Annotated in this window: 22 protein-coding genes, 5 tRNA genes and 1 pseudogene; 2 read left to right on the top strand and 26 right to left on the bottom strand. The window is 53.4% G+C overall.

The window, feature by feature from the left end:
* Positions 1-348: 348 nt before the first annotated feature.
* The 26 genes and pseudogenes from BJF95_RS16620 to BJF95_RS16495 all read right to left on the bottom strand — a co-directional run bounded on the left by BJF95_RS16620 (position 349) and on the right by BJF95_RS16495 (position 23810).
* The gene (locus BJF95_RS16620) at positions 349-1038 is read right to left on the bottom strand and encodes an ABC transporter ATP-binding protein (protein WP_075640574.1); all 690 of its coding nucleotides are present in this window, start codon (positions 1036-1038) and stop codon (positions 349-351) included.
* A 14-nt stretch (positions 1039-1052) separates the two neighbouring features.
* A complete protein-coding gene (locus tag BJF95_RS16615) occupies positions 1053-2360 on the bottom strand; it encodes a lipoprotein-releasing ABC transporter permease subunit (RefSeq protein ID WP_075640573.1) in 1308 nt (435 codons plus the stop codon).
* Positions 2361-2379: 19 nt separating this feature from the next.
* The gene (gene proS / locus BJF95_RS16610) at positions 2380-3702 is read right to left on the bottom strand and encodes a proline--tRNA ligase (protein ID WP_075641095.1); all 1323 of its coding nucleotides are present in this window, start codon (positions 3700-3702) and stop codon (positions 2380-2382) included.
* A gap of 622 nt (positions 3703-4324) precedes the next feature.
* Positions 4325-4594: a DUF1467 family protein gene (locus BJF95_RS16605; protein ID WP_075640572.1), complete on the bottom strand. Its 270-nt coding sequence runs from the start codon at positions 4592-4594 to the stop codon at positions 4325-4327.
* Between the two features lie 17 nt (positions 4595-4611).
* Positions 4612-5016, bottom strand: coding sequence for a methylmalonyl-CoA epimerase (gene mce / locus BJF95_RS16600; RefSeq protein WP_075640571.1), 405 nt, complete (start codon positions 5014-5016; stop codon positions 4612-4614).
* A gap of 119 nt (positions 5017-5135) precedes the next feature.
* Positions 5136-6803, bottom strand: coding sequence for a ribonuclease J (locus BJF95_RS16595; protein WP_075640570.1), 1668 nt, complete (start codon positions 6801-6803; stop codon positions 5136-5138).
* Entirely contained in the window at positions 6800-7588 is a 789-nt protein-coding gene (locus BJF95_RS16590; RefSeq protein ID WP_075640569.1) for a biotin--[acetyl-CoA-carboxylase] ligase, read from the bottom strand. The genes BJF95_RS16595 and BJF95_RS16590 overlap by 4 nt, the downstream gene beginning before the upstream one ends.
* Positions 7585-9024 carry an NADH-quinone oxidoreductase subunit NuoN gene (gene nuoN / locus BJF95_RS16585; RefSeq protein WP_075641094.1) on the bottom strand — a complete coding sequence of 480 codons (1440 nt, stop codon included), beginning with the start codon at positions 9022-9024 and terminating at the stop codon, positions 7585-7587. Before nuoN ends, BJF95_RS16590 begins: the two co-directional genes overlap by 4 nt.
* 17 nt (positions 9025-9041) lie before the next feature.
* A complete protein-coding gene (locus BJF95_RS16580; RefSeq protein WP_075640568.1) occupies positions 9042-10553 on the bottom strand; it encodes an NADH-quinone oxidoreductase subunit M in 1512 nt (503 codons plus the stop codon).
* Complete coding sequence (gene nuoL / locus BJF95_RS16575) at positions 10553-12547, bottom strand: NADH-quinone oxidoreductase subunit L (protein ID WP_075640567.1); 1995 nt, start codon at positions 12545-12547, stop codon at positions 10553-10555. Before nuoL ends, BJF95_RS16580 begins: the two co-directional genes overlap by 1 nt.
* 7 nt (positions 12548-12554) lie before the next feature.
* Complete coding sequence (nuoK, locus tag BJF95_RS16570) at positions 12555-12863, bottom strand: NADH-quinone oxidoreductase subunit NuoK (protein WP_075640566.1); 309 nt, start codon at positions 12861-12863, stop codon at positions 12555-12557.
* Positions 12864-12895: 32 nt separating this feature from the next.
* A complete protein-coding gene (locus BJF95_RS16565) occupies positions 12896-13510 on the bottom strand; it encodes an NADH-quinone oxidoreductase subunit J (RefSeq protein WP_075640565.1) in 615 nt (204 codons plus the stop codon).
* A gap of 175 nt (positions 13511-13685) precedes the next feature.
* Positions 13686-14177, bottom strand: coding sequence for an NADH-quinone oxidoreductase subunit NuoI (gene nuoI, locus BJF95_RS16560; RefSeq protein ID WP_075640564.1), 492 nt, complete (start codon positions 14175-14177; stop codon positions 13686-13688).
* A gap of 40 nt (positions 14178-14217) precedes the next feature.
* Positions 14218-15261 carry an NADH-quinone oxidoreductase subunit NuoH gene (gene nuoH / locus BJF95_RS16555; RefSeq protein ID WP_075640563.1) on the bottom strand — a complete coding sequence of 348 codons (1044 nt, stop codon included), beginning with the start codon at positions 15259-15261 and terminating at the stop codon, positions 14218-14220.
* 12 nt (positions 15262-15273) lie between these two features.
* Positions 15274-17355: an NADH-quinone oxidoreductase subunit NuoG gene (nuoG, locus tag BJF95_RS16550; RefSeq protein WP_075640562.1), complete on the bottom strand. Its 2082-nt coding sequence runs from the start codon at positions 17353-17355 to the stop codon at positions 15274-15276.
* A 204-nt stretch (positions 17356-17559) separates the two neighbouring features.
* On the bottom strand, positions 17560-18210 hold the full coding sequence (locus tag BJF95_RS16545; RefSeq protein ID WP_075640561.1) for a helix-hairpin-helix domain-containing protein: 651 nt from the start codon (positions 18208-18210) through the stop codon (positions 17560-17562).
* Between the two features lie 9 nt (positions 18211-18219).
* A complete protein-coding gene (gene nuoF, locus BJF95_RS16540) occupies positions 18220-19524 on the bottom strand; it encodes an NADH-quinone oxidoreductase subunit NuoF (protein ID WP_075640560.1) in 1305 nt (434 codons plus the stop codon).
* A gap of 33 nt (positions 19525-19557) precedes the next feature.
* Positions 19558-20205, bottom strand: a pseudogene (gene nuoE, locus BJF95_RS16535) (NADH-quinone oxidoreductase subunit NuoE); the annotation flags it as partial.
* Positions 20206-20223: 18 nt separating this feature from the next.
* Positions 20224-20463 carry a hypothetical protein gene (locus tag BJF95_RS16530; protein ID WP_075640559.1) on the bottom strand — a complete coding sequence of 80 codons (240 nt, stop codon included), beginning with the start codon at positions 20461-20463 and terminating at the stop codon, positions 20224-20226.
* Positions 20463-21653 carry an NADH-quinone oxidoreductase subunit D gene (locus tag BJF95_RS16525; RefSeq protein ID WP_075640558.1) on the bottom strand — a complete coding sequence of 397 codons (1191 nt, stop codon included), beginning with the start codon at positions 21651-21653 and terminating at the stop codon, positions 20463-20465. Before BJF95_RS16525 ends, BJF95_RS16530 begins: the two co-directional genes overlap by 1 nt.
* A 19-nt stretch (positions 21654-21672) precedes the next feature.
* Complete coding sequence (locus BJF95_RS16520; protein WP_075640557.1) at positions 21673-22275, bottom strand: NADH-quinone oxidoreductase subunit C; 603 nt, start codon at positions 22273-22275, stop codon at positions 21673-21675.
* Between the two features lie 18 nt (positions 22276-22293).
* On the bottom strand, positions 22294-22881 hold the full coding sequence (locus BJF95_RS16515) for a NuoB/complex I 20 kDa subunit family protein (protein WP_075640556.1): 588 nt from the start codon (positions 22879-22881) through the stop codon (positions 22294-22296).
* A complete protein-coding gene (locus BJF95_RS16510; protein ID WP_075641093.1) occupies positions 22872-23237 on the bottom strand; it encodes an NADH-quinone oxidoreductase subunit A in 366 nt (121 codons plus the stop codon). The genes BJF95_RS16515 and BJF95_RS16510 overlap by 10 nt, the downstream gene beginning before the upstream one ends.
* Positions 23238-23471: 234 nt before the next feature.
* Positions 23472-23548 (bottom strand) — tRNA-Asp (locus tag BJF95_RS16505).
* A 57-nt stretch (positions 23549-23605) separates the two neighbouring features.
* Positions 23606-23682: transfer RNA gene (locus BJF95_RS16500), tRNA-Asp, on the bottom strand.
* A gap of 51 nt (positions 23683-23733) precedes the next feature.
* Positions 23734-23810, bottom strand: a tRNA-Asp gene (locus tag BJF95_RS16495).
* Positions 23811-24151: 341 nt separating this feature from the next.
* Between BJF95_RS16495 and BJF95_RS16490 the strand changes: the two genes are divergently transcribed.
* Together BJF95_RS16490 and BJF95_RS16485 are read left to right on the top strand one after the other, a co-directional pair.
* Positions 24152-24227, top strand: a tRNA-Val gene (locus BJF95_RS16490).
* Between the two features lie 191 nt (positions 24228-24418).
* Positions 24419-24494, top strand: a tRNA-Val gene (locus tag BJF95_RS16485).
* Positions 24495-24589 lie beyond the last annotated feature (95 nt).

The raw sequence follows: 24589 nt of genomic DNA, 5'->3' as shown, positions 1-24589 counted from the left end.
AGTCATGACACTCTCCTAATCTCTTTATGTATTCATTTTGTTCTCTTTTTGTATCTATGTCAATCAAAAATTATAATGGTGAATAATGAGATGCGCTGAACGGTTGGCGAGAATTGCGCAGTGCCAGCGCTGACAAGCACTGCGTTATAGCAACACCCATCTGCCAACACGGTCATCAGAAGACGGCGCTGTAACACGTTTAATCTGCTGCATAATGCTCACCTTGAATCGACTCCGATTTAAGGACTTATGCAGGAGACAGAACCACACAATAAAAATGGCGTTTGCTTCAAAAAACAAACGCCATTTGATGATTGATAATGTGTGTTGGCGGTGCCAGATCAGGTTTTACAGCTCGAAGTCCACCACTTTGCCATCAACCAGCGTAACGCAGCGGTCCATGCGATGAGCCAGCTCATGATTATGCGTGGCAATCAACGCCGCCAGACCAGATTGGCGCACCAGAGCTTGCAGAGCCGAAAACACATAGGCCGCAGTTTCAGGGTCCAGATTGCCCGTCGGCTCATCGGCCAGAAGCAAAAGAGGTGCGTTGGCCACCGCGCGGGCAATGGCGACGCGTTGCTGCTCACCACCGGAAAGCTCGGCCGGACGGTGATCGCCACGGTGTCCGATGCGCATATAGTCCAGCATCGCCTTTGAGCGCTTGCGCGCCTCAGGGATGCTCAAACCCGCGATCATCTGTGGCATCATGATATTTTCAATGGCCGAGAACTCTGGCAACAGATGGTGGAACTGATAGACGAAGCCAATACTGCTGCGCCGTACCGCTGTGCGCCCCTCGTCCGACAGGTCATTACAATTGCGCCCGCCGATCAGCACATCGCCATCGCTCGGCTGCTCCAGCAGACCGGCAATATGCAAAAGCGTCGACTTGCCCGTGCCAGATGGTGCGACCAGTGCAACCGTCTCGCCTTCATAGAGCTTAAGCCCAGCCCCTTTGAGGATGGATAGACGTGCGTCCCCCTCGCCGTAGCCGCGAGACACATTGGATAATTCAAGAACAGTCCGCTTTACCATAGATGCACTGTTCCTCATTCGTAGCGCAGTGCCTGGACGGGATCGAGACGTGCCGCCCGCCATGCCGGGAAAATGGTTGCGATGAAAGACAGCGTGAGCGACATCAGAATAACCGAGAATGTCTCGCCAAAGCTCATATCTGCAGGCAGCTTGCTGAGGAAATACAATTGCGGATCAAACAGAATTGTGCCCGACACCCAGGAGAAAAACTCCCGGATGGACTCAATATTCACACAGACCAGCACGCCGAGAAGAACGCCCGCAAATGTGCCAGCGATCCCGATTGCGGCACCCGTCATGAAAAAGATCCGCAGCACAGAGTTCGAGGTTGCGCCCATTGTTTTAAGAATGGCAATGTCGCGGCTTTTGTCCTTCACCAGCATGATCAGACCAGAAATGATATTCAGCGCCGCAACGATCACAATCAGTGTCAAAATCATGAACATCACGTTGCGCTCGACTTGAAGCGCGGAAAAGAACGTCTGATTGCGTTGACGCCAATCACTGATGAACACCTGCCGCCCGGCAGCCTCTTCGATTTTCGGACGCAGTTCATCAATGTCATCGGGATTGCTGACGAAAATCTCGATGGATTGCACCAGTCCTTCCGCATTGAAGTAGAGCTGAGCCTCTTCCAAAGGCATATAAATGATCGACGAGTCATATTCTGACATGCCGATTTCGAATGTGCCCGAGATCTTGTAGGACTTGACCCGAGGATTGACCCCCATTGGGGTTACGTCCCCCTCTGGGGATACCAGAGTGATGGAATCGCCTGCTTTCAAGCCAAGATCGTTGGCCATACGCGAGCCAATCAGAACACCTTGGCCAGCCGTAAAGGCCACCATATCGCCCGTTTTGATATTGGAGGAGACTTCCTTCAACTTCATCAGGTCATCAGGGCGGATACCACGCACCAGCGCACCGGTTCCAGCCCCGGCTTTGCCGGACGCCAGGGTCTGACCCTCAACCAGCGGCAAGGCCATGGTTACGCCGGGAACGGCTGCAAACTTTTTTGCAAGCTCGGCATAGTCCGTCAAAGGGCGATCCACAGGCTGAACAATCATATGTCCATTGATGCCGAGGATACGAGAAATAAGCTCTGTGCGAAACCCGTTCATCACCGCCATGACGATAATGAGAGTTGCAACACCCAACATGATGCCGACAAAGGAGAAGCCGGCGATGACCGAAATCACCGCCTCCTTGCGCCGGGCGCGCAGGTAGCGCCAGGCCACCATACGCTCAAATGCAGAAAAGGGCTTTGCAGTTGGCAACACATCTGTGTTCACCTCTGCCGAGCTTCCGGTTTCGCTGCTCAATCTAGCCTCCTATCGGCGCTCAACCAGCCAAACGGTTGATCGCGGCGTCGATGGTCATGGTTTCGCGTTCGCCAGTTTTTCTGTTCTTCAACTCGACCTCACCATTGGCAACGGCGCGTGGTCCGGCAATCACCTGCCAAGGCACACCAATCAGGTCAGCCATGGCAAATTTTGCGCCAGCACGGTCATCCGTATCGTCGAGAAGAACATCCTTCCCTGCCTTGCCAAGTGCTGCGTAAATCTTGTCACACGCAGCATCGCAGGCAGCGTCCCCAGCCTTCATATTGATGATAATGCCATCAAATGGCGCAACAGATGCCGGCCATATGATACCATTTTCGTCATGGGAAGCTTCGATAATGGCCGGAACAAGGCGAGTAGGCCCAATTCCATAGGATCCCATGTGGACAAGATGTTCTTTGCCATCAGGACCCTGCACTTTCGCACCCATTGGCTCGGAATATTTGGTGCCGAAATAGAAGATGTGACCAACCTCGATGCCGCGCGCCGAAATGCGATCTGCCTCCGGCATGCCATCATAAGCGGCTTCATCATGCATTTCTGATGTTGCGGCATAATCGGACGTCCAGTCGTTGAACACCGCCTGCAAACCATCAACATCGTCAAAATCGGTATCAACCGACGGAATAGACCGGTTCAAAAAGCTCTTATGGCAGAAAACTTCAGACTCGCCCGTATCGGCTAGAATGATGAATTCGTGGCTGTGGTTGCCGCCAATTGGGCCCGTATCAGCGCGCATGGGAATGGCGCGCAGACCGAGGCGATCAAATGTCCGCAAGTAGGCCGTGAACATCTTGTTATAAGAATGAAGGGCCGCTTCCTTCGTCCAGTCGAACGAATAGGCGTCCTTCATCAGGAATTCGCGCGAACGCATCGTGCCAAAGCGCGGGCGGATCTCATCGCGGAACTTCAACTGAATATGGTAGAGGTTGAGCGGCAGACTCTTGTAGGACTTCACCGACGAGCGAAAAATATCCGTAATCATCTCTTCATTGGTCGGACCGTAGAGCATGGGGCGATCCTGCCGGTCTTTGATGCGCAGCATTTCCTTGCCGTAATCATCATAGCGCCCGCTTTCCTGCCAGAGCTCTGCCGATTGCAAGGTTGGCATCAAAAGCTCAACAGCCCCCGCGCGGTTTTGTTCATCACGGATAATGGCATTCACCTTATCCAGCACGCGCTTGCCCAGCGGCAACCAGGAGTAGATGCCTTGCGACTGCTGCCGCACCATGCCTGTGCGCAACATGAGCCTGTGAGAGACGATTTCCGCTTCCTTAGGAGTTTCCTTCAGAATGGGCATGAAATAGCGGGAGAGACGCATACCGACTTCCATTAATTGGGCGCTCCGTTCAATCGACGGAATCAGCCATATTTTACCTTTATCTGCCAATCTTCTAGCGGTTTCAGCGGCAGATGAAAACCCGCCCTGCACCGTTTTAACACGGTGCATTTCCTGCTCAACGTCCGCACCTGAGAAAGTGCCAAAAGCCCCAATCAGCAGATGAAACTGTTGAACAGCGAGGGCAAAAATCACATTTCTGAGCAACCACTCAATTATCAAACATGTCAGAAAAGTGGCAAACTCTCCAAAACCGACAATTCAATTTTTTTTTCCAAACCTGTAACAAAAATGCAAAAAAAATAATGACAAGCTTACGGAGTTGAGCTAGTTTGCGCTCACAAAAGAGGCAGAAAGCTTAAATTTCTGTCGAACTCGCGGTAAAGTCTTGGGAGGATCAGATCTTAGGCGCGCTTTGTCGCAGCCCCTTAATTGGTTAAAGGTCACGCGAAAATTGCAGAACAAGGTCTTCGGACCTTGTTTTTTTTTGCCTATGCACTGCAATCTGTGTGATGCAGCGCATTCGTTTTATCAAACGTACAAAGCACGCTGCAGTGGACTACGCAGCGCCTCGCTCGGTCGCCAAAAGAACCTTCTGCGAGGTTTAGCGAATATCCGGCATGATGTGAGGCAGATCGGCAAAACTGACGCCGAAATAGCTTGAGCAGAAATTCCAGCCGCCAACAATGATGGCGGACACAAGTGTGGTGACAGCCATCACCCGAAAGAATCGAAACTTGGCAGGCGCGCTGGCCACCGTGCCGGGCACGACCTGGCTCTCATCGTCTTGGGTGCGAACGCCAATGGGAAGCACCGCAAAAAGCGTAACCCACCAGACGATAAAATAGATTGCGCCGCTTGTGAGCCACGACATGTGCTTTCCTCCCCCGTTCACACTTGCTCAAGTTCAATCAGTGTCCCAAAGAAGTCCTTGGGATGCAAGAACAGCACAGGCTTGCCATGCGCGCCGATTTTCGGCGCACCATCGCCAAGAACCCGCGCGCCACCCGCCAACAACTTATCTCGCGCCGCCAGAATATCGTCAACCTCATAGCAAATATGATGCATGCCACCGCTGGGGTTTTTATCGAGAAAACTCTGAATGGGCGATTCTGCGCCAAGCGGATGCAACAGCTCCACTTTGGTATTCGGCAGTTTTACGAAAACGACGGTAACACCATGCTCCGGCAGTGCCTGCCGGCTGGAGAGCTGCGCTCCCAAGGTTTCACCGTAGCTTTTCTCAGCGGCGTCGAGATCCGGCACAGCGATTGCAATGTGATTAACCCGCCCAATCATTGTCACTCTCCCATAAAAAATCGCGCGCCAAACCTGACGCGCGATCCATACTACAGCACAGTTGAGCCATTTTGTCCGGTCTATTCTAGCTTCTGCGGCATCTCGACCGCAGGCAGATTTTAGACCTTGGTAACAAACACCGTCACAACCGGCTTCTTACCCCAGCATTCATTGGCTGTTGAGCGAACTGCACGGCGAATGCTCTCTTTCAGAGCGCCCAAATCCTTGCGACGGGCGCGCGGAATACTCTCCACAGCACTGAGCACGGCATCATAGAGGACATCCTCCATGTCATCGCCTTCTCTATCTTCCTCTGGCAGGCCAATGGCCACAACATCGGGATCGTCGCGAAACTCGAAGCGCTCGTCGAGAATGACATTCACGGAAACCTGACCCGCAAAAGACAGCTTCCGGCGCTCGCCGATGCCCATCGCCTCAAAGTCGCCGACAAGCTTGCCGTCCTTGAAGATCCGGCCGTGCGGCGCTTCGCCAATCACCTCGGCAGGCCCCGGTGCCAGCCGCAAAATTTGACCATTGCGGACTTTCGGAACCTGCGCCACGCCAGCCTGCAAGGCCAGTTCCTGCTGTGCCATCAAATGGGCCGCTTCACCGTGCACCGGCACCAGAATGTCTGGCCGCGTCCATGCATACATCTGCAAAAGCTCATTGCGCCGCGGATGTCCCGACACATGCACCAAAGCTTCGCTGTCTGTGACAATATGCACGCCCTGTTCGATCAGGCCGTTTTTGATCTCGTTGATTGGCTTCTCATTGCCGGGGATCGCGCGCGATGAAAACACCACCGTGTCGCCCTTTGTCAGAGCCACATTGCGCATTTCATCACGAGACAGTTTCGCAAGTGCTGCGCGCGACTCGCCCTGGCTGCCTGTGAGAATTACGACAACTTTGTCTCTTGGAATATAGCCATATTCATCTTCCGCAATGAAAGGTTTGATACCTTCCATCAAACCCAGATCGTCGGCCACAGCAACAACGCGCTTGAGTGAACTGCCAAGCAGCAGAACCTCGCGCCCTGCCGCATCCGCCGCCTGCGCGATAGAGCGAATACGCCCGACATTGGATGAGAATGTCGTGATTGCAACGCGCCCCTCAGCATTGGCAATAATATTGCGAAGCCCCTCAGACACCTCCACTTCCGACGGTGAAACACCATCGCGCATGGAATTGGTGCTGTCGCACATCACGGCAAGCACGCCTTCATCGCCGAGCGCGCGAAATGCCACTTCATCCGTCAAGGGTCCAAGCGATGGTGCGTGGTCAATCTTCCAGTCACCCGTATGGATCACATTGCCAAGCGGCGTGCGAATAACCAGCGACATCGGCTCAGGGATGGAGTGATTGACACCAACCGCTTCGACCACGAACTTGCCAACATGCACCTTGTCACCGGGCTTGAATGGCGTCACCGGAATATCAACCCGGCTACCCTCATAATTTCGCTTTGCCTCAAGCATGCCGGCTGTGAAACCGGAAGCGTAGACCGGCACGTTCAGGCCAGGCCATAGCTCGTTCAAACCGCCATAGTGGTCTTCATGCGCGTGGGTGATAAAAATCGCCTTCAGGTTCTTTTTTTGCGAAAGAACATATTGAATATCAGGCAAAACCAGATCAACGCCCGGCAGATCCAGACCCGGGAAGGTAACGCCGCAATCGACCATAATCCATTCGCGGTTCTTTTTCGGCCCAAAACCGTAAAGCGCCAGGTTCATGCCGATTTCGCCAACGCCGCCCAGCGGCAAAAATACCAGTTCGTCTTCTTTTGTCATTCTTTCCTTGGCCCATCCGGCTCGAAAAACACATCACCCGCCGCGATTGGCATGGTGCCGAGAGAGCCCCTATCGAGCAATAATAGTCCTTTATCATCGATTCCCGAAAATATACCTGAAATCGAACGATCGGGGAGATTTACAGTGATCTTTTCACCGATACCACAGGCGTGTTGACGCCAACGGTCGATAATTTTTGAAATACCACGGCCCTGATCCCAAAGCGCCAGCGCCTCTGCCATGGTGGCAAAGAGATGGGCAAACAGTTGCGAGGGGTCAACAGCGGCACCATGTTGCGACAGGCACGCTGTTGCATAGGGCGTATCTGAAGGTTTTGCGACGATATTTATGCCAATGCCGATGACGATGGCCTGACGTCCATCCGGCGTACGCTCGGATTCAAGCAATATGCCACTGGTTTTGGCGCGGCCAATCAACACGTCGTTCGGCCATTTGATTTCCAGCGGGGGCGCGTCCAAGGGAAGAACAGCACGGATCGCATCGTGCACAGCCAAGGCAACCGCCAACGGCAAAGACGCCACATGTTCAAGCGGTGCTGGTTCTATCAACAAGAGAGATGCATAGAGATTGCCGCGATCAGAGGACCAAGGCCGTCCCCGTCGTCCACGCCCGCCGGTCTGCCGCTCTGCTGTTATCCAGATCAAGCCTGGATCTCCTGATCGAGCAAGTTGAAGACAGGCTTGATTGGTTGAATCAACCTCATCCAGAGCGTGATGTCGGAAGGCATCGAGTGCCTTCCGACGATGTGAAGAATAGTCGCTCAATGGAAGAGCGAAGCCGCTGCGGCCGACGCTGCACTGCCCAATGGGCCGCCGATCAACACGTAACCCACCACAAACAGGCCCGAGAGCGCAAATACCACGCGCAATGTGCCGGATGTGGCAGCAAACTCGATCTTGGCGTCGTCAAACCACATAACCTTGACCAGACGCAGATAGTAATAAGCGCCGATAACCGATGCCAGAACGCCGATGACGGACAGCGCGTAAAGATGCGCCTCAATCGCGGCAAGGAAGACGAAATACTTCCCGAAGAAGCCTGCCAAAGGTGGAATACCAGCCAGCGAGAACATCAGTGCGGTCAAAACAAAGGCCATCACCGGGCGTGTCTGCGAAAGACCGGCCAGATCATCGATCGATTCGAGCGCTTCGCCTTCTTTGGTCCGCATCGCCATGATGCAGGCAAAGGTGCCGAGGTTCATCACCAGATAGATCGCCATGTAGAGCAACACGCCTTCAATACCCTGCTGCGTCCCCGCAGCCAGACCAACCAGCGCATATCCCATATGACCAATCGATGAATAGGCCATCAGACGCTTGATATTGCGCTGACCAATGGCCGCCACCGATCCAAGAACCATTGAGGCGATCGAGATGAACACAATCACCTGCTGCCAATCGGTTGTGATTGGCTGGAACGCATCCATGACCACGCGCACCAGGATTGCCATCGCGCCAACCTTGGGCGCTGCCGCCAAAAATGCAGTCACGGGCGTTGGTGCACCTTCATACACATCTGGTGTCCACATGTGAAAAGGAACCGCGGAAATCTTGAACGCAAGACCGGCGAGAACAAACACGAGACCGAACACCAAGCCGATGTTGGCATGTCCTGCTGTCAACACCGCCGCAATTTTCGCGAATTCAACGTTGCCCGTGAAGCCGTAAACCAACGACATGCCATACAGCAGCATGCCCGACGACAAGGCACCAAGAACGAAATACTTCAAGCCAGCCTCGGTCGAACGCAGGCTATCACGGTTCAAAGCGGCAATGACGTACAAGGCAAGCGATTGAAGTTCAAGCGACATATAGAGCGAAATCAGGCTGCCTGCCGAGATCATCAGCAAGATACCCAGTGTTGCCAACACCAGCAGAACCGGGAACTCGAACTTGTCGAGATTGTTGGCGCGCGCCTGGCCCGACGCCATCACCATGGTGACGATGGAGCCAATCAGAGCCAGAACTTTCATAAAACGACCATAGCTATCGGCAATGTAAGCACCGCCAAAAGCAACACCATCCGTTGGCACCAGCAAAAGCCAGGCACCAACGACGATGAGTAACGCAACCGCCAGTCCATTCACCAGTGACGCCCGGTTCGTGAACACACCGATCATCAGCAATACCAGCGCACCAACCGCGAGCAAAAGCTCCGGCGTGGCGAGATGCAGGCTTGCAAGGAGGGTTTCAGCATTCATGTCCATCGATCCTGTCGTCAGTTCACGAGGAGCGCAACATTGTGCGCAGCCTGCAGAGCAGCGGTGTAATTATGAAGCAACGCGTCCACCGAGGCAGTGGTCACATCAAAGATCGGAGCCGGATACACACCAAAGAAGATTGTCAGTGCGATCAGCGGGTAGAGCGTGAATTTCTCGCGCAAAGACAAATCCAGAAGACCCTTGAGGCTGTCTTTATCCAGTGCGCCGAAAATCACCCGGCGATAGAGCCAAAGCGCATAGGCCGCTGACAGGATAACGCCGGTGGCCGCAAACAGCGCCACCCAGGTGTTGGCGCGGAAAGCACCAATCAACGTCAAGAATTCGCCGATAAAGCCGGAGGTGCCGGGCAAGCCAACGTTTGCCATTGTGAACACCATAAATGCCAAGGCATATTTCGGCATATTGTTCACGAGACCGCCGTAAGCTGCGATTTCACGGGTGTGCATGCGGTCATAAATAACGCCAACGCAAAGAAACAACGCGCCAGAGACAAAGCCGTGGCTGATCATCTGGAACAGTGCGCCCTGCAAACCTTGCGTGTTGGCGGCAAAGATACCCAACGTCACATAGCCCATATGTGCAACAGAGGAATAGGCAATCAGCTTTTTCATGTCATCCTGCATCAGCGCCACCAGCGAGGTGTAGATGATGGCGATGACGGAAAGAGCAAACACGAAAGGTGCGAAGTAATCGGAAGCCAGCGGGAACATCGCCAGAGAGAAGCGAATGAAACCATAGCCGCCCAGCTTCAGCATGATACCAGCCAAAATGACTGATCCAGCCGTAGGTGCCTGAACGTGCGCATCAGGAAGCCAGGTATGAACCGGCCACATTGGCATCTTCACGGCAAAGGATGCGAAGAATGCAAGCCAAAGCACCATCTGCAAATGCTGCGGGAATTTATGCGCAAGCAGTGCAGGAATATCCGTGGTGCCAGCATCCCAATACATGGCCATGATGGCAAGCATCATCAGCACCGAGCCGAGCAAGGTGTAGAGGAAGAATTTGTAAGATGCGTATACGCGCTCCTTACCACCCCAAACACCAATGATGATGAACATGGGGATAAGGCCAGCCTCAAAAAACACATAGAAAAGTACGATATCGAGCGAAACGAACACGCCGATCATCATCACTTCCAGAATAAGGAAGGCGATCATGTATTCTTTGATGCGTTTTTGCACCGACGTCCAGCTTGCCAAGACGCAGAAGGGCATCAAGAAAGCTGTCAGCACCACGAACAGCATGGAAATGCCATCCACGCCCAGGTGGTAGGAAATCCCAGTGCCGAGCCAGCTTACCTTTTCGACCATTTGGAAGCCGGGGTTGCTGTTATCAAACCCGATCCAAACGAAAAGCGACACGACAAAGGTGGCGATTGTTGTCAGCAGCGCAATGTTCAGCACATTGCGGCGGCCGGATTCGGTATTGCCGTTTACCAAAAGCAGGAGTGCGACGCCTACCAAGGGTAAAAAGGTGACCGTTGAAAGAATAGGCCAATCGGTCATCAGATCGAACTCCCGAGCATCATCCAGGTAACAAGTGCCGCGATACCAAGAAGCATCGCAAACGCATAGTGATAGAGGTAACCCGACTGCAAGCGAACAACACGCTGGGTCAACCCGGCAATGCCCGCAGCCACACCATTGGGCCCGTAAGCGTCAATGGTGGCAATATCGCCCTTCTTCCAAAGGAACTTACCCAAGGCCTTTGCCGAACGTACGAACAGGAAGTCGTACAGCTCATCAAAGTACCACTTGTTGAGCAGGAATTGGTAGAGAACCCATTGGCTCTTTGCCAGTTTCGCAGGGGTCTCTGGCGATTTGATATACATGTACCAGGCGGTCACAAGGCCGATCAGCATCGCGATGAATGGGCTAAGCTTAACCCAGACCGGCACATGGTGAACCTCATGGAGAACTTCGTTATGAGGCCCGGTGAACAGTGCACCCTTCCAGAATTCCGCATAGGCTTCGCCGAAGAAGTAATCATGGAAGATGAAGCCCGCGAACAACGCTCCAGCCGTCAGGACATACAGAGGGATCAGCATAACCTGCGGTGATTCATGAACGTGATGCATCACTTCGTGCGATGCGCGCGGCTTTCCGAAGAAGGTCATGAATGCCAAGCGCCACGAGTAGAAGCTGGTGAACAGCGCTGCAATCACGAGCATCACGAAGGCAAACATCGCAACAGAACCGCCAGCCGCAAAGGACGATTCAATAATCGCATCCTTGGAGAAGAAGCCTGCTGTACCGACCATCGTGAAGGGAATGCCAACACCGGTCAGCGCCAGATTGCCAATCGTCATTGCCCAAAAGGTGACCGGGATATGCTTGCGCAGACCGCCCATGTGGCGCATGTCCTGCTCACCATCCACGGCGTGAATGACCGAACCGGCACCAAGGAACAAAAGTGCCTTGAAGAAAGCGTGTGTGAACAGATGGAACACGGCCGCACCATAGGCACCCACGCCGAGAGCCACAAACATATATCCGAGCTGCGAACAGGTGGAGTAAGCAATTACGCGCTTGATGTCGTTTTGAACCAGACCAACCGTCGCTGCAAAGAAAGCCGTAATGGCACCCACAATTGTGACAACCGTCAGAGCGTCGGGCGACAGTTCAAACAAGGGAGACATGCGGGCAACAAGGAACACGCCTGCGGTCACCATCGTTGCCGCATGGATCAGGGCCGAAACCGGTGTCGGGCCTTCCATCGCGTCTGGCAGCCAGGTGTGGAGCAAAAACTGCGCCGACTTACCCATGGCTCCCATGAACAACAGAAGACATGCGCCGGTAATTGCATGCGCCTTATCAAGATGCATGCCGAAAAGCGTGATCACAGCATCGCCGCTTGCAGCGCCTTCGGCTGGCAAATAGGTCTTTGCTGCTGCGAAGATCGTTTCGAAGTTAATCGAGCCAAACAACACAAACACAGTACCGATGCCCAGAATGAAGCCAAAGTCACCAACACGGTTGACGATAAAGGCTTTCATGGCTGCAGCACTGGCAGACGGCTTTTTGAACCAAAAACCGATCAGCAGGTAGGAAGCAAGACCCACGCCTTCCCAACCAAAGAACATCTGCAACAGATTGTCCGAGGTCACCAACATCAACATCGCAAAGGTAAACAGCGACAGATAGCTGAAGAAGCGTGGACGATGCGGATCGTGATGCATATAGCCGATTGAGTAGATGTGAACGAGCGTCGATACGCTGTTGACCACCACGAGCATAACCGCCGTCAGCGTATCAACCCGCAAAGCCCAATCAACATCGATACCGCCAACCTGAACCCAACGCAGCACGGGAACCTTGATCAGCTCCGAGTGCTCGCCAAAGCCAACATTGATGAAAACATACCAAGAAAGCACCGCAGCCAATATCATGAAGCCGCTGGTGATGAATTCCGAGGCCTTGGCACCGATTTGTCGGCCAAACAGGCCAGCAATGATCGCACCAAGCAGCGGAAGAAAGACAATAGCCTTATACAATAGCATAGCCGTATCAGCCCTTCATCATGTTGACGTCTTCAACGGCGATCGATCCGCGGTTGCGGTAGAAGACGACGAGAATAGCAAGGCCAATCGCAGCTTCAGCAGCCGCGACGGTCAAGATGAACAGCGCGAAAACCTGGCCGACAACATCGTTGAGGAACGACGAGAATGCCACCATATTGAGGTTTACAGCGAGAAGAATGAGTTCAACCGACATCAGGATAACAATGACATTCTTCCGATTGAGAAAAATGCCGAAGACGCCCAGCATGAACAGGATCGCGCTGACAGTGAGATAGTGGGAAAGTCCGATTTCCATTGTTCGTTTCCTTGAGATCCCTGACGTTCAGCTCAGATGCCCTGGCCCGGCTTGACCTTGACCACCTTGATGGCAGTGGCTGGGGTCCGTGCAACCTGATGCGAGATATTTTGGCGCTTGATATTCTGACGATGACGCAGTGTCAGCACAATCGCACCGATCATAGCCACCAGCAGAACGAGACCTGCGATCTGGAAGTAATAGACATACGTGGTGTAGAGCACGTTGCCCAAAACGGCGGTGTTCTGCGTCTCGGTCAAAGCTGGCAATGGCATGGTGATCGCCTTCAAGGCCTCGGGTGAAATTGTTGAGCCACCAATCACGAAAATCAGTTCGGCGGCAACAACAGCACCAATCAGAGCGCCAAGCGGCGCGTATTTCATGGTTCCAGCGCGAAGCTCGGTGAAATCGATGTCGAGCATCATCACAACGAACAGGAAGAGAACCGCAACAGCACCCACGTAGACCACGAGAAGGATCATCGCCAGAAATTCTGCGCCCGTTAGCATGAACAAGCCGGCCGCATTAACGAAGGTCAAGATAAGGAACAAAACCGAATGTACCGGATTTCTTGACGAGATAACCATAAACGCCGAAGCCAGAGCCACGAAGGCGAAAAGGTAGAAAAAGATTGCCTGAAGACCCATGATGGTGCCTATTCATCTTCCCCAGGAGCGCGGATTTGAACCGTGTCCCATAAAATGCGCCAGAACTTCCGCCCGACAAAAGAGCTTCAGTTCGACAAACATTTCGTTTCAATTTCAAACCGGGACGTAACAAGCCACTACAGCATGCACGCCACCGATCTGCTCGATCAATCCATTAACGATAGGGCGCATCCAGCGCAATGTTGCGGGCAATTTCCCGCTCCCACCGATCACCATTGGCGAGGAGTTTCGCCTTGTCGAAGTAAAGCTCTTCACGAGTCTCTGTCGAAAACTCGAAATTCGGACCTTCAACAATCGCATCCACGGGACAAGCCTCCTGGCAAAAACCGCAGTAAATGCACTTCACCATATCGATATCGTAACGCACGGTGCGGCGCGTTCCGTCGTTTCTGCGTGGGCCAGCCTCAATCGTGATGGCCTGAGCGGGACAGATTGCTTCACACAGCTTGCAGGCAATGCAACGCTCTTCACCATTCGGGTAACGGCGAAGAGCATGCTCTCCGCGAAACCTTGGGCTCACAGGCCCCTTCTCAAAGGGGTAGTTTACGGTCGCCTTCTGTTTGACGAAAAAACGCATGGACAGGAAAAACGCGCCAACGAATTCTTTCAGGAACAGCGAACGGACGGCTTGGGACAGACTTGCCATCTTCAAACTCCAAATCTGCTAGACGTCAGGAACGAGCGCATCATGCCCACCCCATCAATTTCAAAACGAATGCGACGATAACCACCATGGCAAGCGAGATCGGCAGGAACACTTTCCAGCCAAGACGCATCAACTGGTCATAACGGTAACGCGGCACGATGGCTTTGGTGATCGCGAACATCGAAAACACCAGCGCGCTCTTGATAACAAACCAGATAATACCCGGCACCCAATTCAACACTGCGATATCCAGCGGCGGCAACCAGCCACCAAGGAACAGGATTGTGGTCATGGCGCACATCAAGACGATCGCCGCATATTCACTCAGCATGAACATCATGTAAGGGGTCGAGCCATACTCGACCATGAAGCCCGCAACCAGTTCCGACTCAGCTTCCGGCAGATCGAAAGGAGGACGATTGGTTTCAGCGAGTGCCGAGATAAAGAAGATCACGAACATCGGAAACAGCGCCAACCAATGCCAATCGAGCATCGACGGCGGCAATCCCATCATCGTGCCAAGGCCTGTCTTTTGCGACAACACGATGTCGGTCAGGTTCAACGAGCCAACGCACAACAGAACCGTGACGATAACCAGACCCATCGACACTTCATAGGAGACCATTTGCGCGGCAGAGCGAAGCGCACCCAGGAAGGGATACTTCGAGTTGGATGCCCAACCGCCCATGATCACGCCATACACTTCAAGCGATGAAATCGCGAAAACATAGAGGATACCGACGTTGATATTGGCGATCACCCAACCCTGATTGAGCGGAATAACCGCCCAAGTGGCCAGCGCCAGTGTAACACCCACCAAAGGTGCGAGCAAAAACACGCCCTTATTCGCACCCGCCGGAATAATCGGCTCTTTCAGCACGAATTTCAAAAGGTCAGCAAAGGACTGCAAAAGCCCCCAAGGTCCAACAACGTTAGGACCACGGCGCAGCTGAACAGCCGCCCAGATCTTGCGGTCGGCCAGAAGAATATAGGCGATGAACAGAAGAAGACAGACCAGCAACAGCAGGGACTGACCGATCATGATCAACGCCGGCCAAACATAAGTAAAAAAGAACGAGTCCATGATCCCTTGCCCTTACTCTGCCGCAGCCTTGAAATTGTTGCGGGCTAACGCGGAACATTCAGCCATGACAGCCGAGGCGCGTGCTATCGGGTTTGTCAAATAGAAGTCTTTGACCGCAGACGCAAATACAGATTGCGTCATGTTCCCGCCTTTTTTTGCAACCGCAGCAATATCAGCCGAATGACCGGCCTTAATGTCATCAACCTCAGCGAAATGAGGATGAGCCTGATAAAGTTTTTGGCGCAATTGTGCCAACGAATCAAACGGAAGCTTCTTGCCCAACACGTCGGAAAGAGCACGCAGCACCGCCCAGTCTTCGCGGGCTTCGCCCGGCGCAAAGCCTGCACGGTTGCCCATTTGAACGCGGCCTTCTGTGTTCACCCAGATGCCGGATTTTTCTGTGTAGGCAGCAGCAGGAAGAATGACATCAGCATTTTGCGCGCCGTTGTCACCATGCGAGCCAATATAGACCGTCAATTGAGCGGTCTTTGCCGACAGATCGATTTCGTCTGCACCCAGCAGGAACAACACGTCCATCGATGTGAGCATCTCAGCTGCGGTCTTGCCCCCCTGCCCCGGAACAAACCCGAGATCGAGACCACCGACGCGCGATGCGGCAGTGTGCAGAACAGCAAAACCGTTCCATTCATCAGTTACTACACCAACCGACTCGGCGATGGCTGCCGCCGTTGAGAGAACAGCTGCGCCATCAGCCCGGGCCAAAGCGCCTTGGCCAATGATAATCATTGGCTTCTTGGCATTCTTCAAAATGTCAAAGAAGCTGTGATTGCCAGCGGAGAGATCAGCAAGCGTCTCAGTGCCAGCACCCAAATAGGTGTAATCGTAACGCAGTTCAGACGCTTCACCGATCACTGCAATCGGGAAGCCACCGCGCCGCCAACGCTTGCGAATGCGCGCGTTCAACACAGAGGCTTCAAAGCGTGGGTTGGACCCCACCACCAGAAGCGCATCTGCCTCTTCGATGCCCTCAATTGTCGGGTTGAAGATGTAGCTGGCGCGACCCAGCGATGGATCAAGCGCAGCACCATCCTGGCGACAGTCGTAGTTCGCGGAGCCCAGCGAAACCAGAAGCTCCTTGAGAGCAAACATTTCTTCAACGGAAGCGAGATCACCAGCAATGGCGCCGATTTTGGAGCCATTTGTTGCCGACACAGCAGCACCAATCGTCGCAAAAGCTTCTGTCCAGCTTGCTGGCTGCAAACGGCCATCACGACGAACATAAGGCCGGTCGAGACGCTGGGTTTTCAAACCATCCCAGATAAAACGGCTCTTATCCGAAATCCATTCTTCGTTGATGGATTCATTCACGCGCGGCATGATGCGCATCACTTCACGACCACGGGTATCAACCCGGATGGCCGAGCCCAGCGCATCCATCACGTCAATCGATTCGGTCTTGTTCAATTCCCACGGACGAGCCGTGAACGCGAATGGCTTAGACGTCAGCGCACCAACCGGGCAGAGATCAACAACATTGCCCTGCAATTCGGAGGTCATGGCCTGTTCGAGATAGGTTGTGATTTCAGCATCTTCACCGCGACCAATCAGGCCGAGTTCAGCAATACCAGCCACTTCGGTGGTAAAGCGAACACAACGCGTGCAGTGAATGCAGCGGTTCATCACCGTTTTGACCAATGGGCCAATGTACTTGTCTTCAACCGAGCGCTTGTCTTCGCCATAGCGCGACGAGTCGATGCCGAAGGCCATGGCCTGATCCTGCAAATCGCACTCACCGCCCTGATCGCAGATCGGGCAATCCAGCGGATGGTTGATCAGCAAAAATTCCATCACGCCTTCGCGGGCCTTTTTGACCATAGGCGTATTGGTGAAAACTTCTGGCAATTCGCCGTTTGGTCCGCCGCGAACGTCGCGCACGCCCATAGCGCAAGATGCGGCAGGCTTCGGAGGTCCGCCCTTCACTTCCACCAGGCACATGCGGCAATTGCCCGCAACCGATAGCCTTTCGTGGAAACAAAACCGCGGAACCTCGGCACCAGCTTCCTCACACGCCTGAAGCAGCGTGAAATGATCCGGAACCTCGATCTCCTTGCCGTCGACTTTCAGCTTTGCCATATTCGCCTTCCTGTCTCACGTCCATAGCCGCCGCTTTTTCAAAAGCTGGCAAGAAGACCCAAATGACCTTCTGCTACGCATGTCTCTGTTTAGACCAGCATGTCCGTTACGCAAAAAACGTCTTGACGTTTTCTATGGCGCAACAGCCCTACCCTTCTTATTCCGCAGCCAAAGCAACGCTCCGGCCTATTCCAAAAACCAACCTCAGACCTTCATCAGCGTCTGCGCTTGCCCAATCCAATCGTCTCGAAGAATCCGTCCCTCAAGCCCAAGTTCGCGATCTATACGTGCGACATCGTCAGACGTCCATCCGGCAATATCCTCAAAGGTCTTAACACCTGCCTTATGCAGCAGTTCTTCTACCTTTGGTCCAACGCCCGAGATCCGCTTGAGATCACTGACCTTGGTTCTTGTCCTCGTCTTTTTCGCAACCACGCCTTCGGAAGGTGCCGCAACCTTCGAAGCAACGGCTTTTTTCACCGGGGTCCTCTGTGTCGCAGACCGCCGCGCTGACGGTTTAGCCGACTTTGGCGCGACATCCGCAATCACTTGATTGTGAGCCACCGCACTTTCATCAGCAACCTCCTGCGAAGACGCTTTGGCAACCGAAGAACTCTCTGATGCCTGATCCTTCTTTGCCGCTTTGCTCATGGCATCCTGCATGCCACCAAGCATGAAACTGGCCATCTGCGATGCGACGCTGAAGCCAATCGATGTCACAGCCGCGAAAGCTGCAAACTGATTGGCAATAACCGGATGAAGTGACAAGGGATGAGAAGCCCCACTGAGATAGCCGGAATCGTCCGGCGCTGCCGACGATCCGTTGCTCTTCTCTTTCGAAGCTTCCACCATCATCTTATCCCCTTATTCGGCGGCTTCCATCACAGCACCTACGCTGGTCGCATTCTGGGTATATTGATCAATACGCGCTTCAATTTCCGGACGGAAATTGCGAATGAGACCCTGCACCGGCCAAGCAGCGGCATCACCCAGCGCACAAATCGTGTGGCCTTCGATCTGCTTTGTGACCTGAAACAGCATGTCAATTTCGCGCTTCTGTGCGTTGCCACGCACCATGCGCTCCAACACACGCATCATCCAACCCGTGCCTTCGCGGCAAGGCGTGCACTGACCGCAGCTTTCATGCTTGAAGAAAGCAGCAATACGCCAGATCGCCTTGATAATGTCGGTGGATTTATCCATGACAATCATGCCGCCGGTACCAAATGACGACTTAACGTCGCGCATGCCGTCGAAATCCATAATGGCGTCAGCCATTTCCTCGCCCTTGACAACCGGGCAAGATGCACCGCCCGGAATGACAGCCAAAAGATTATCCCAACCGCCACGGATGCCGCCGCAATGGCGCTCAATCAACTCGCGGAAAGAAAGGCCCATCGCTTCTTCAAAGGTGCAAGGCTTGTTGACATGGCCAGATACCATGAACAGCTTTGTACCAACGTTGTTTGGACGGCCAAAGGACGAAAACCAGCTGCCGCCACGACGAAGAATCGTCGGAGCAACCGCAATCGATTCAACGTTGTTGACCGTTGTCGGGCAGCCATAAAGACCCATATTCGCTGGGAATGGCGGCTTGAGGCGCGGTTGGCCTTTTTTGCCTTCAAGGCTTTCCAGCAACGCGGTTTCTTCGCCACAAATATAAGCACCAGCGCCGTGGTGCAGATAGATGTCGAAATCCCAGCCGTTCTTGTTGTTTTTGCCCAGAAGGCCGGCTTCGTAGCACTCATCAACCGCCGTCTGCAGCGCTTCACGCTCGCGCATGTATTCGCCACGCAGATAGATGTAAGCGGTGTGTGCGCCCATAGCGAAACCGGCAATCACGCAACCTTCCAGCAGCGTGAACGGATCGTGGCGCATGATTTCGCGGTCTTTGCAGGTGCCTGGCTCGGATTCGTCAGCGTTCACCACCAGATAATGCGGGCGACCGTCGCTTTCTTTGGGCATGAAAGACCATTTCAAGCCCGTTGGGAAGCCAGCACCACCACGACCACGCAGGCCGGAGGCCTTCATTTCGTTGATGATCCAGTCACGACCCTTTTCGAGGATCTGCTTTGTACCATCCCAGTGGCCACGGCTCATGGCACCCTTCAAAGACTTATCCTTGAGGCCATAGATGTTGGTGAAAATGCGGTCCTTATCCTGTAACATCTCTCACCCCTTGGCCTTTTCGGCGTCATCGGCTTGCGCTGATTGCCCCTCGCCCCAACGTACGGGCGTAATGTCTTCCGTCAAACTGGTTAGCCCACCTTCTGGTGCGCTGAAGATACGATCAATTTGCGGACCAGTCGGCACGTCGCTGCCCTTGCCAGCTTCAAACGCATCAATGATTTCTTCGAGCCGCTCCGGCGTCAAATCCTCATAGGCATCCTTGAAGATGATCACCATCGGAGCGTTGACGCAAGCGCCCTGACACTCGACTTCTTCCCAGGACAAAGTGCCGGATTCATTGCGCTCCAAAGGTTCGGCATGAATCTTCTTCTTACAAACCTTCATAAGCTCTTCCGAGCCGCGCAACATACAAGGCGTTGTGCCGCAAACCTGAATATGCGCCTTTGTGCCAACCGGCTTCAATTGAAACTGGGTGTAAAATGTCGCGACTTCCAAAACGCGGATGTAAGGCATGTCGAGCATGTCCGCGACAAATTCGATCGTCGGCTTGGTCACCCAACCGTCCTGCTCTTGCGCACGCATCAGCAGCGGTATCACAGCCGATTGCTGACGACCCTCAGGATATTTTCGAATGGTGGCCTCAGCCCAAGCCGCATTTTCCTCGTTAAAGGCAAATGATGCTGGCTGGAATTTATCTTCGGCTAAACGACGAACGGACATACTTCCTCACGCCTTATCTCAATTTATGGATACAATAGAATGATCTGCCACCACAGCAGACACATCAGATTGCACCAAATTACCCCAATTGGGGAACACGATGAGCTTCGTGACACGTTCAAAACCTGACGCCTTAAAAACAGACGCCAAGCCCGGACAGTCACCGTTTGATTGTGCCACATGCCACAAAGCTTTTGCCTTCGCAACCAAAGCTGCAAAGCCAAAACCTTCCGACAGTGCTGGCACACCAAGCTGCATCAGCGGTCCACCTCACCAAACACGATATCCAACGATCCCAACACCGCCGTGACGTCAGCAAGCTGATGTCCACGCGAGATGAAATCCATCGCCTGCAAGTGCACAAAACCCGGTGCGCGGATCTTGCAGCGATACGGCTTATTTGTGCCATCCGAAACAAGATAGACGCCAAATTCGCCCTTGGGAGCCTCGACGGCGGCATAAACCTCGCCGGCAGGCACGTGAAAGCCTTCGGTGTAAAGTTTGAAGTGGTGAATAAGCGCTTCCATCGACCGCTTCATTTCACCACGCTTCGGCGGAACAACCTTGCCGTCTACCGACGAAACAGGACCGACACGCTCAGTCGTCAACAGGCGTTGAACGCACTGCTTCATAATTTTGACCGATTCGCGCATTTCCATCATGCGAAGGAGATAGCGGTCGTAGCAGTCGCCATTCTTGCCAACGGGAATGTCGAAATCCAGCTCGGAATAGCATTCATAAGGCTGTGCACGGCGCAAGTCCCAGGCAGCGCCCGAACCACGTACCATGACTCCGGAGAAGCCCCAACGCCAGGCATCTTCAAGGCTGACAACGCCGATATCGACGTTACGCTGCTTGAAAATACGGTTGCCTGTCAAAAGACCTTCAATATTGTCGAGCACCGTCAAGAAAGGATCGCACCACTTGCCGATATCTTCCACCAGTTCTGGCGGGATATCCTGATGAACGCCACCGGGACGGAAGTAGGCAGCATGCAGACGAGCGCCGCAAGCGCGCTCGTAGAACACCATCAGCTTTTCACGTTCTTCAAAACCCCAGACTGGCGGCGTCATTGCACCGACGTCCATGGCCTGCGTGGTCACATTCATGATATGCGACAGGATACGGCCGATTTCGGAGTAAAGCACGCGAATAAGCTGGCCACGGATTGGAACCTCAATCCCCAGCAGCTTCTCGATGGCGAGACAGTAGGAATGCTCCTGATTCATCGGCGCGACGTAATCAAGCCGGTCAAAATAGGGCAAAGCCTGCAAATAGGTCTTGCCTTCAATCAGCTTTTCCGTGCCGCGATGCAGCAGGCCGATATGAGGATCGACACGTTCAACAATTTCCCCGTCCAGCTCCAGCACAAGACGCAAAACGCCGTGGGCCGAAGGATGCTCAGGACCAAAGTTGATGGTAAAATTACGAACGGAATGTTCAGCCATGTCTTAACGTCCCGCCCTCTTACTTCGCCGACTTCTCGTCGCCGGGCAGCACATAATCAGTACCTTCCCATGGCGACAGAAAATCAAAACTGCGGAATTCTTGCTTCAATTCAACCGGCTCATAAACCACACGCTTGACTGTGTCGTCGTAACGAACCTCAACAAAACCAGTGACCGGGAAGTCCTTGCGCAAAGGATGCCCTTCAAAGCCGTAATCGGTCAGAATACGGCGCAGGTCCGGATGGCCGGTGAACATAATGCCATAGAGATCCCAGGCTTCACGCTCAAACCAGTCTGCACCCGGAAACAAGGGACACAGCGATGGCACAGGCTTGTCTTCATTTGTCTGCAGCTTCAGTCGAATACGCTGGTTCTGCCGTGGGGCGAGAAAATGGTAAACGACATCAAACCGATCAACGCGGCTGGGATAATCCACACCGCAGACGTCGATGATATTTATAAAACCGCACCGTGGGTCATCACGCAGGAACGTCACCAGCGCTGTCAGACTTTCCGCGGTCGTCGCCAGTGTCAGCTCACCAAAAGCGATATTGCTCGACACAACGAGATTTTCGCATTTTTCAGTGATGTAAGACGCAAGCGCTTGGAGAGCTTCACTCATCTTGTCAGTCCCTCGCCACTACCGTTCGATTGTGCCGGTGCGGCGGATTTTTTTCTGAAGCAAAAGCACGCCGTAAAGCAATGCCTCTGCCGTGGGGGGACAGCCCGGAACATAAATGTCGACAGGCACAACCCGATCGCAGCCACGGACAACGGAGTAGGAATAATGGTAATAGCCACCACCATTCGCACAGGAGCCCATAGAGATAACGTAACGCGGCTCTGGCATCTGATCGTAAACTTTGCGAAGCGCCGGAGCCATTTTATTGGTCAGCGTTCCAGCCACGATCATCACATCCGACTGGCGCGGTGACGCGCGCGGAGCAACACCAAAGCGCTCCATGTCGTAACGCGGACCGGAGGCCTGCATCAGCCCTTCAACGGCGCAGCAGGCCAAACCAAACTGCATCCACATCAGCGAGCCTGTACGGGCCCAAGTGATCAACGCCTGTGTTGATGTGACAATAAAACCTTTATCGGCGAGTTCATTGTTGATCTCGCCAAAAAAACTACTGTCATTACCAACCGGCTTGCCGGTCGCCGGATCAATGATTCCCTTGGGCTGCGGCGCAACCAGGGTCTCACTCTTGTTCGGGCTCACTCCCATTCCAGGGCTCCCTTCTTCCACTCATAAATAAAGCCGATGGTCAGCACAGCCAGAAAAACCATCATGGACCAGAAACCAAACCAGCCGATTGAGCTGAACGAAACAGCCCACGGAAACAGGAATGCGACTTCAAGGTCGAAAATAATGAAAAGAATCGACACCAGATAGAATCGGATGTCAAACTTAACGCGTGCGTCGTCAAAGGCATTGAAGCCGCACTCGAATGAGGAAAGTTTTTCCGCATCCGGGGCCTTAAATGCCACAGCAAAAGGGGTTACCAAAAGAGCGATCCCGATAACCATCGCAATTGCGATAAATACCACGATCGGGAGGTAGGAACTGAGGAGTTCAGTCATCATATCCATCCTTGCTTATCATCACGCCGTGAGCCGTACACGGCCAGAACCGACAAGCCAAAAAGACTGTTGCAACGACCCGTTGGTTATCGCAGCCAGAGCAGTTGCGCAAGACCGATAACGGCTTTTCGCACATGCACACGAAGACTTTAACACTCGGTGTAAATTGATCTACATTTATTTTTAAAATGACCGCTTTAGGCGGAAATTTAATGGAGGAGAGGAACAAGAAAATGGCGCGAGTGACGGGGCTCGAACCCGCGACCTCCGGCGTGACAGGCCGGCACTCTAACCGACTGAGCTACACCCGCGCATTGCAAACGCATCAAGCGTTTAAGTGGTTTCCCACACGTCACATAAAATTGGTTTGGCGCGAGTGACGGGGCTCGAACCCGCGACCTCCGGCGTGACAGGCCGGCACTCTAACCAACTGAGCTACACCCGCGCACTTTCAACGAACAAACGTTGATACAACCAATTATCAGAGTTATCAGGATGGCGCGAGTGACGGGGCTCGAACCCGCGACCTCCGGCGTGACAGGCCGGCACTCTAACCAACTGAGCTACACCCGCTTTTCCTGATAGGAAGATCAACTTCCCCTCTTCATCGAGCAGCGTTTGCCGTTCGATGAGCGGCTAACTAAGGGGTTCCTTCACAGGTGTCAAGCGAGATTGGAAACAAAATCGAGACGAATTGATTTTTCTTTTATCACCGCCCAGCCTGTTGATAACTCTTCCTTATTTTGAACGCTATCGTAAAAGACGAAAAGTGCTCATTTGCAGAGACTTACCCAAAAACTGCATCGTGAGGTTCAAAAAAATACAGAAAAATTGGAAAAAGCTCTTGCGGAATTTTCAATCAACGACTAGATCACAGCCACCGAACGCGGCGGATTTGATCCGGTCTAGCGAGAGGGCGATTAGCTCAGTTGGTAGAGCGCCTCGTTTACACCGAGGATGTCGGCGGTTCGAGTCCGTCATCGCCCACCATTTTTCCTTGTTAATTTAAGTTGTTTTGGGGTCTTAATCGGGCCCTTTTTGGCGTTTTTGCGCGCGTTTGCGGATGCCGCGATTTATTTCACTTTGATGACGATTTTTTTGAAAATGCCTCTTGCGGTTTAGCAATCAACCAGTTAGATCACACCCACCGAACGCGGCGGACATGATCCGATCTAGCGAGAGGGCGATTAGCTCAGTTGGTAGAGCGCCTCGTTTACACCGAGGATGTCGGCGGTTCGAGTCCGTCATCGCCCACCATTTTTCCTTGTTAATTTAAGTTGTTTTGGGGTCTTAATCGGGCCCTTTTTGGCGTTTTTGCGCGCGTTTGCGGATGCCGCGATTTATTTCACTTT

The organism is Rhizobium oryziradicis (genome assembly GCF_001939045.1).
Lineage (GTDB): Bacteria > Pseudomonadota > Alphaproteobacteria > Rhizobiales > Rhizobiaceae > Allorhizobium > Allorhizobium oryziradicis.
The sequence above is the reverse complement of the archived record's forward strand: the minus strand, read 5'-3'. Positions and strand labels throughout refer to the sequence as shown.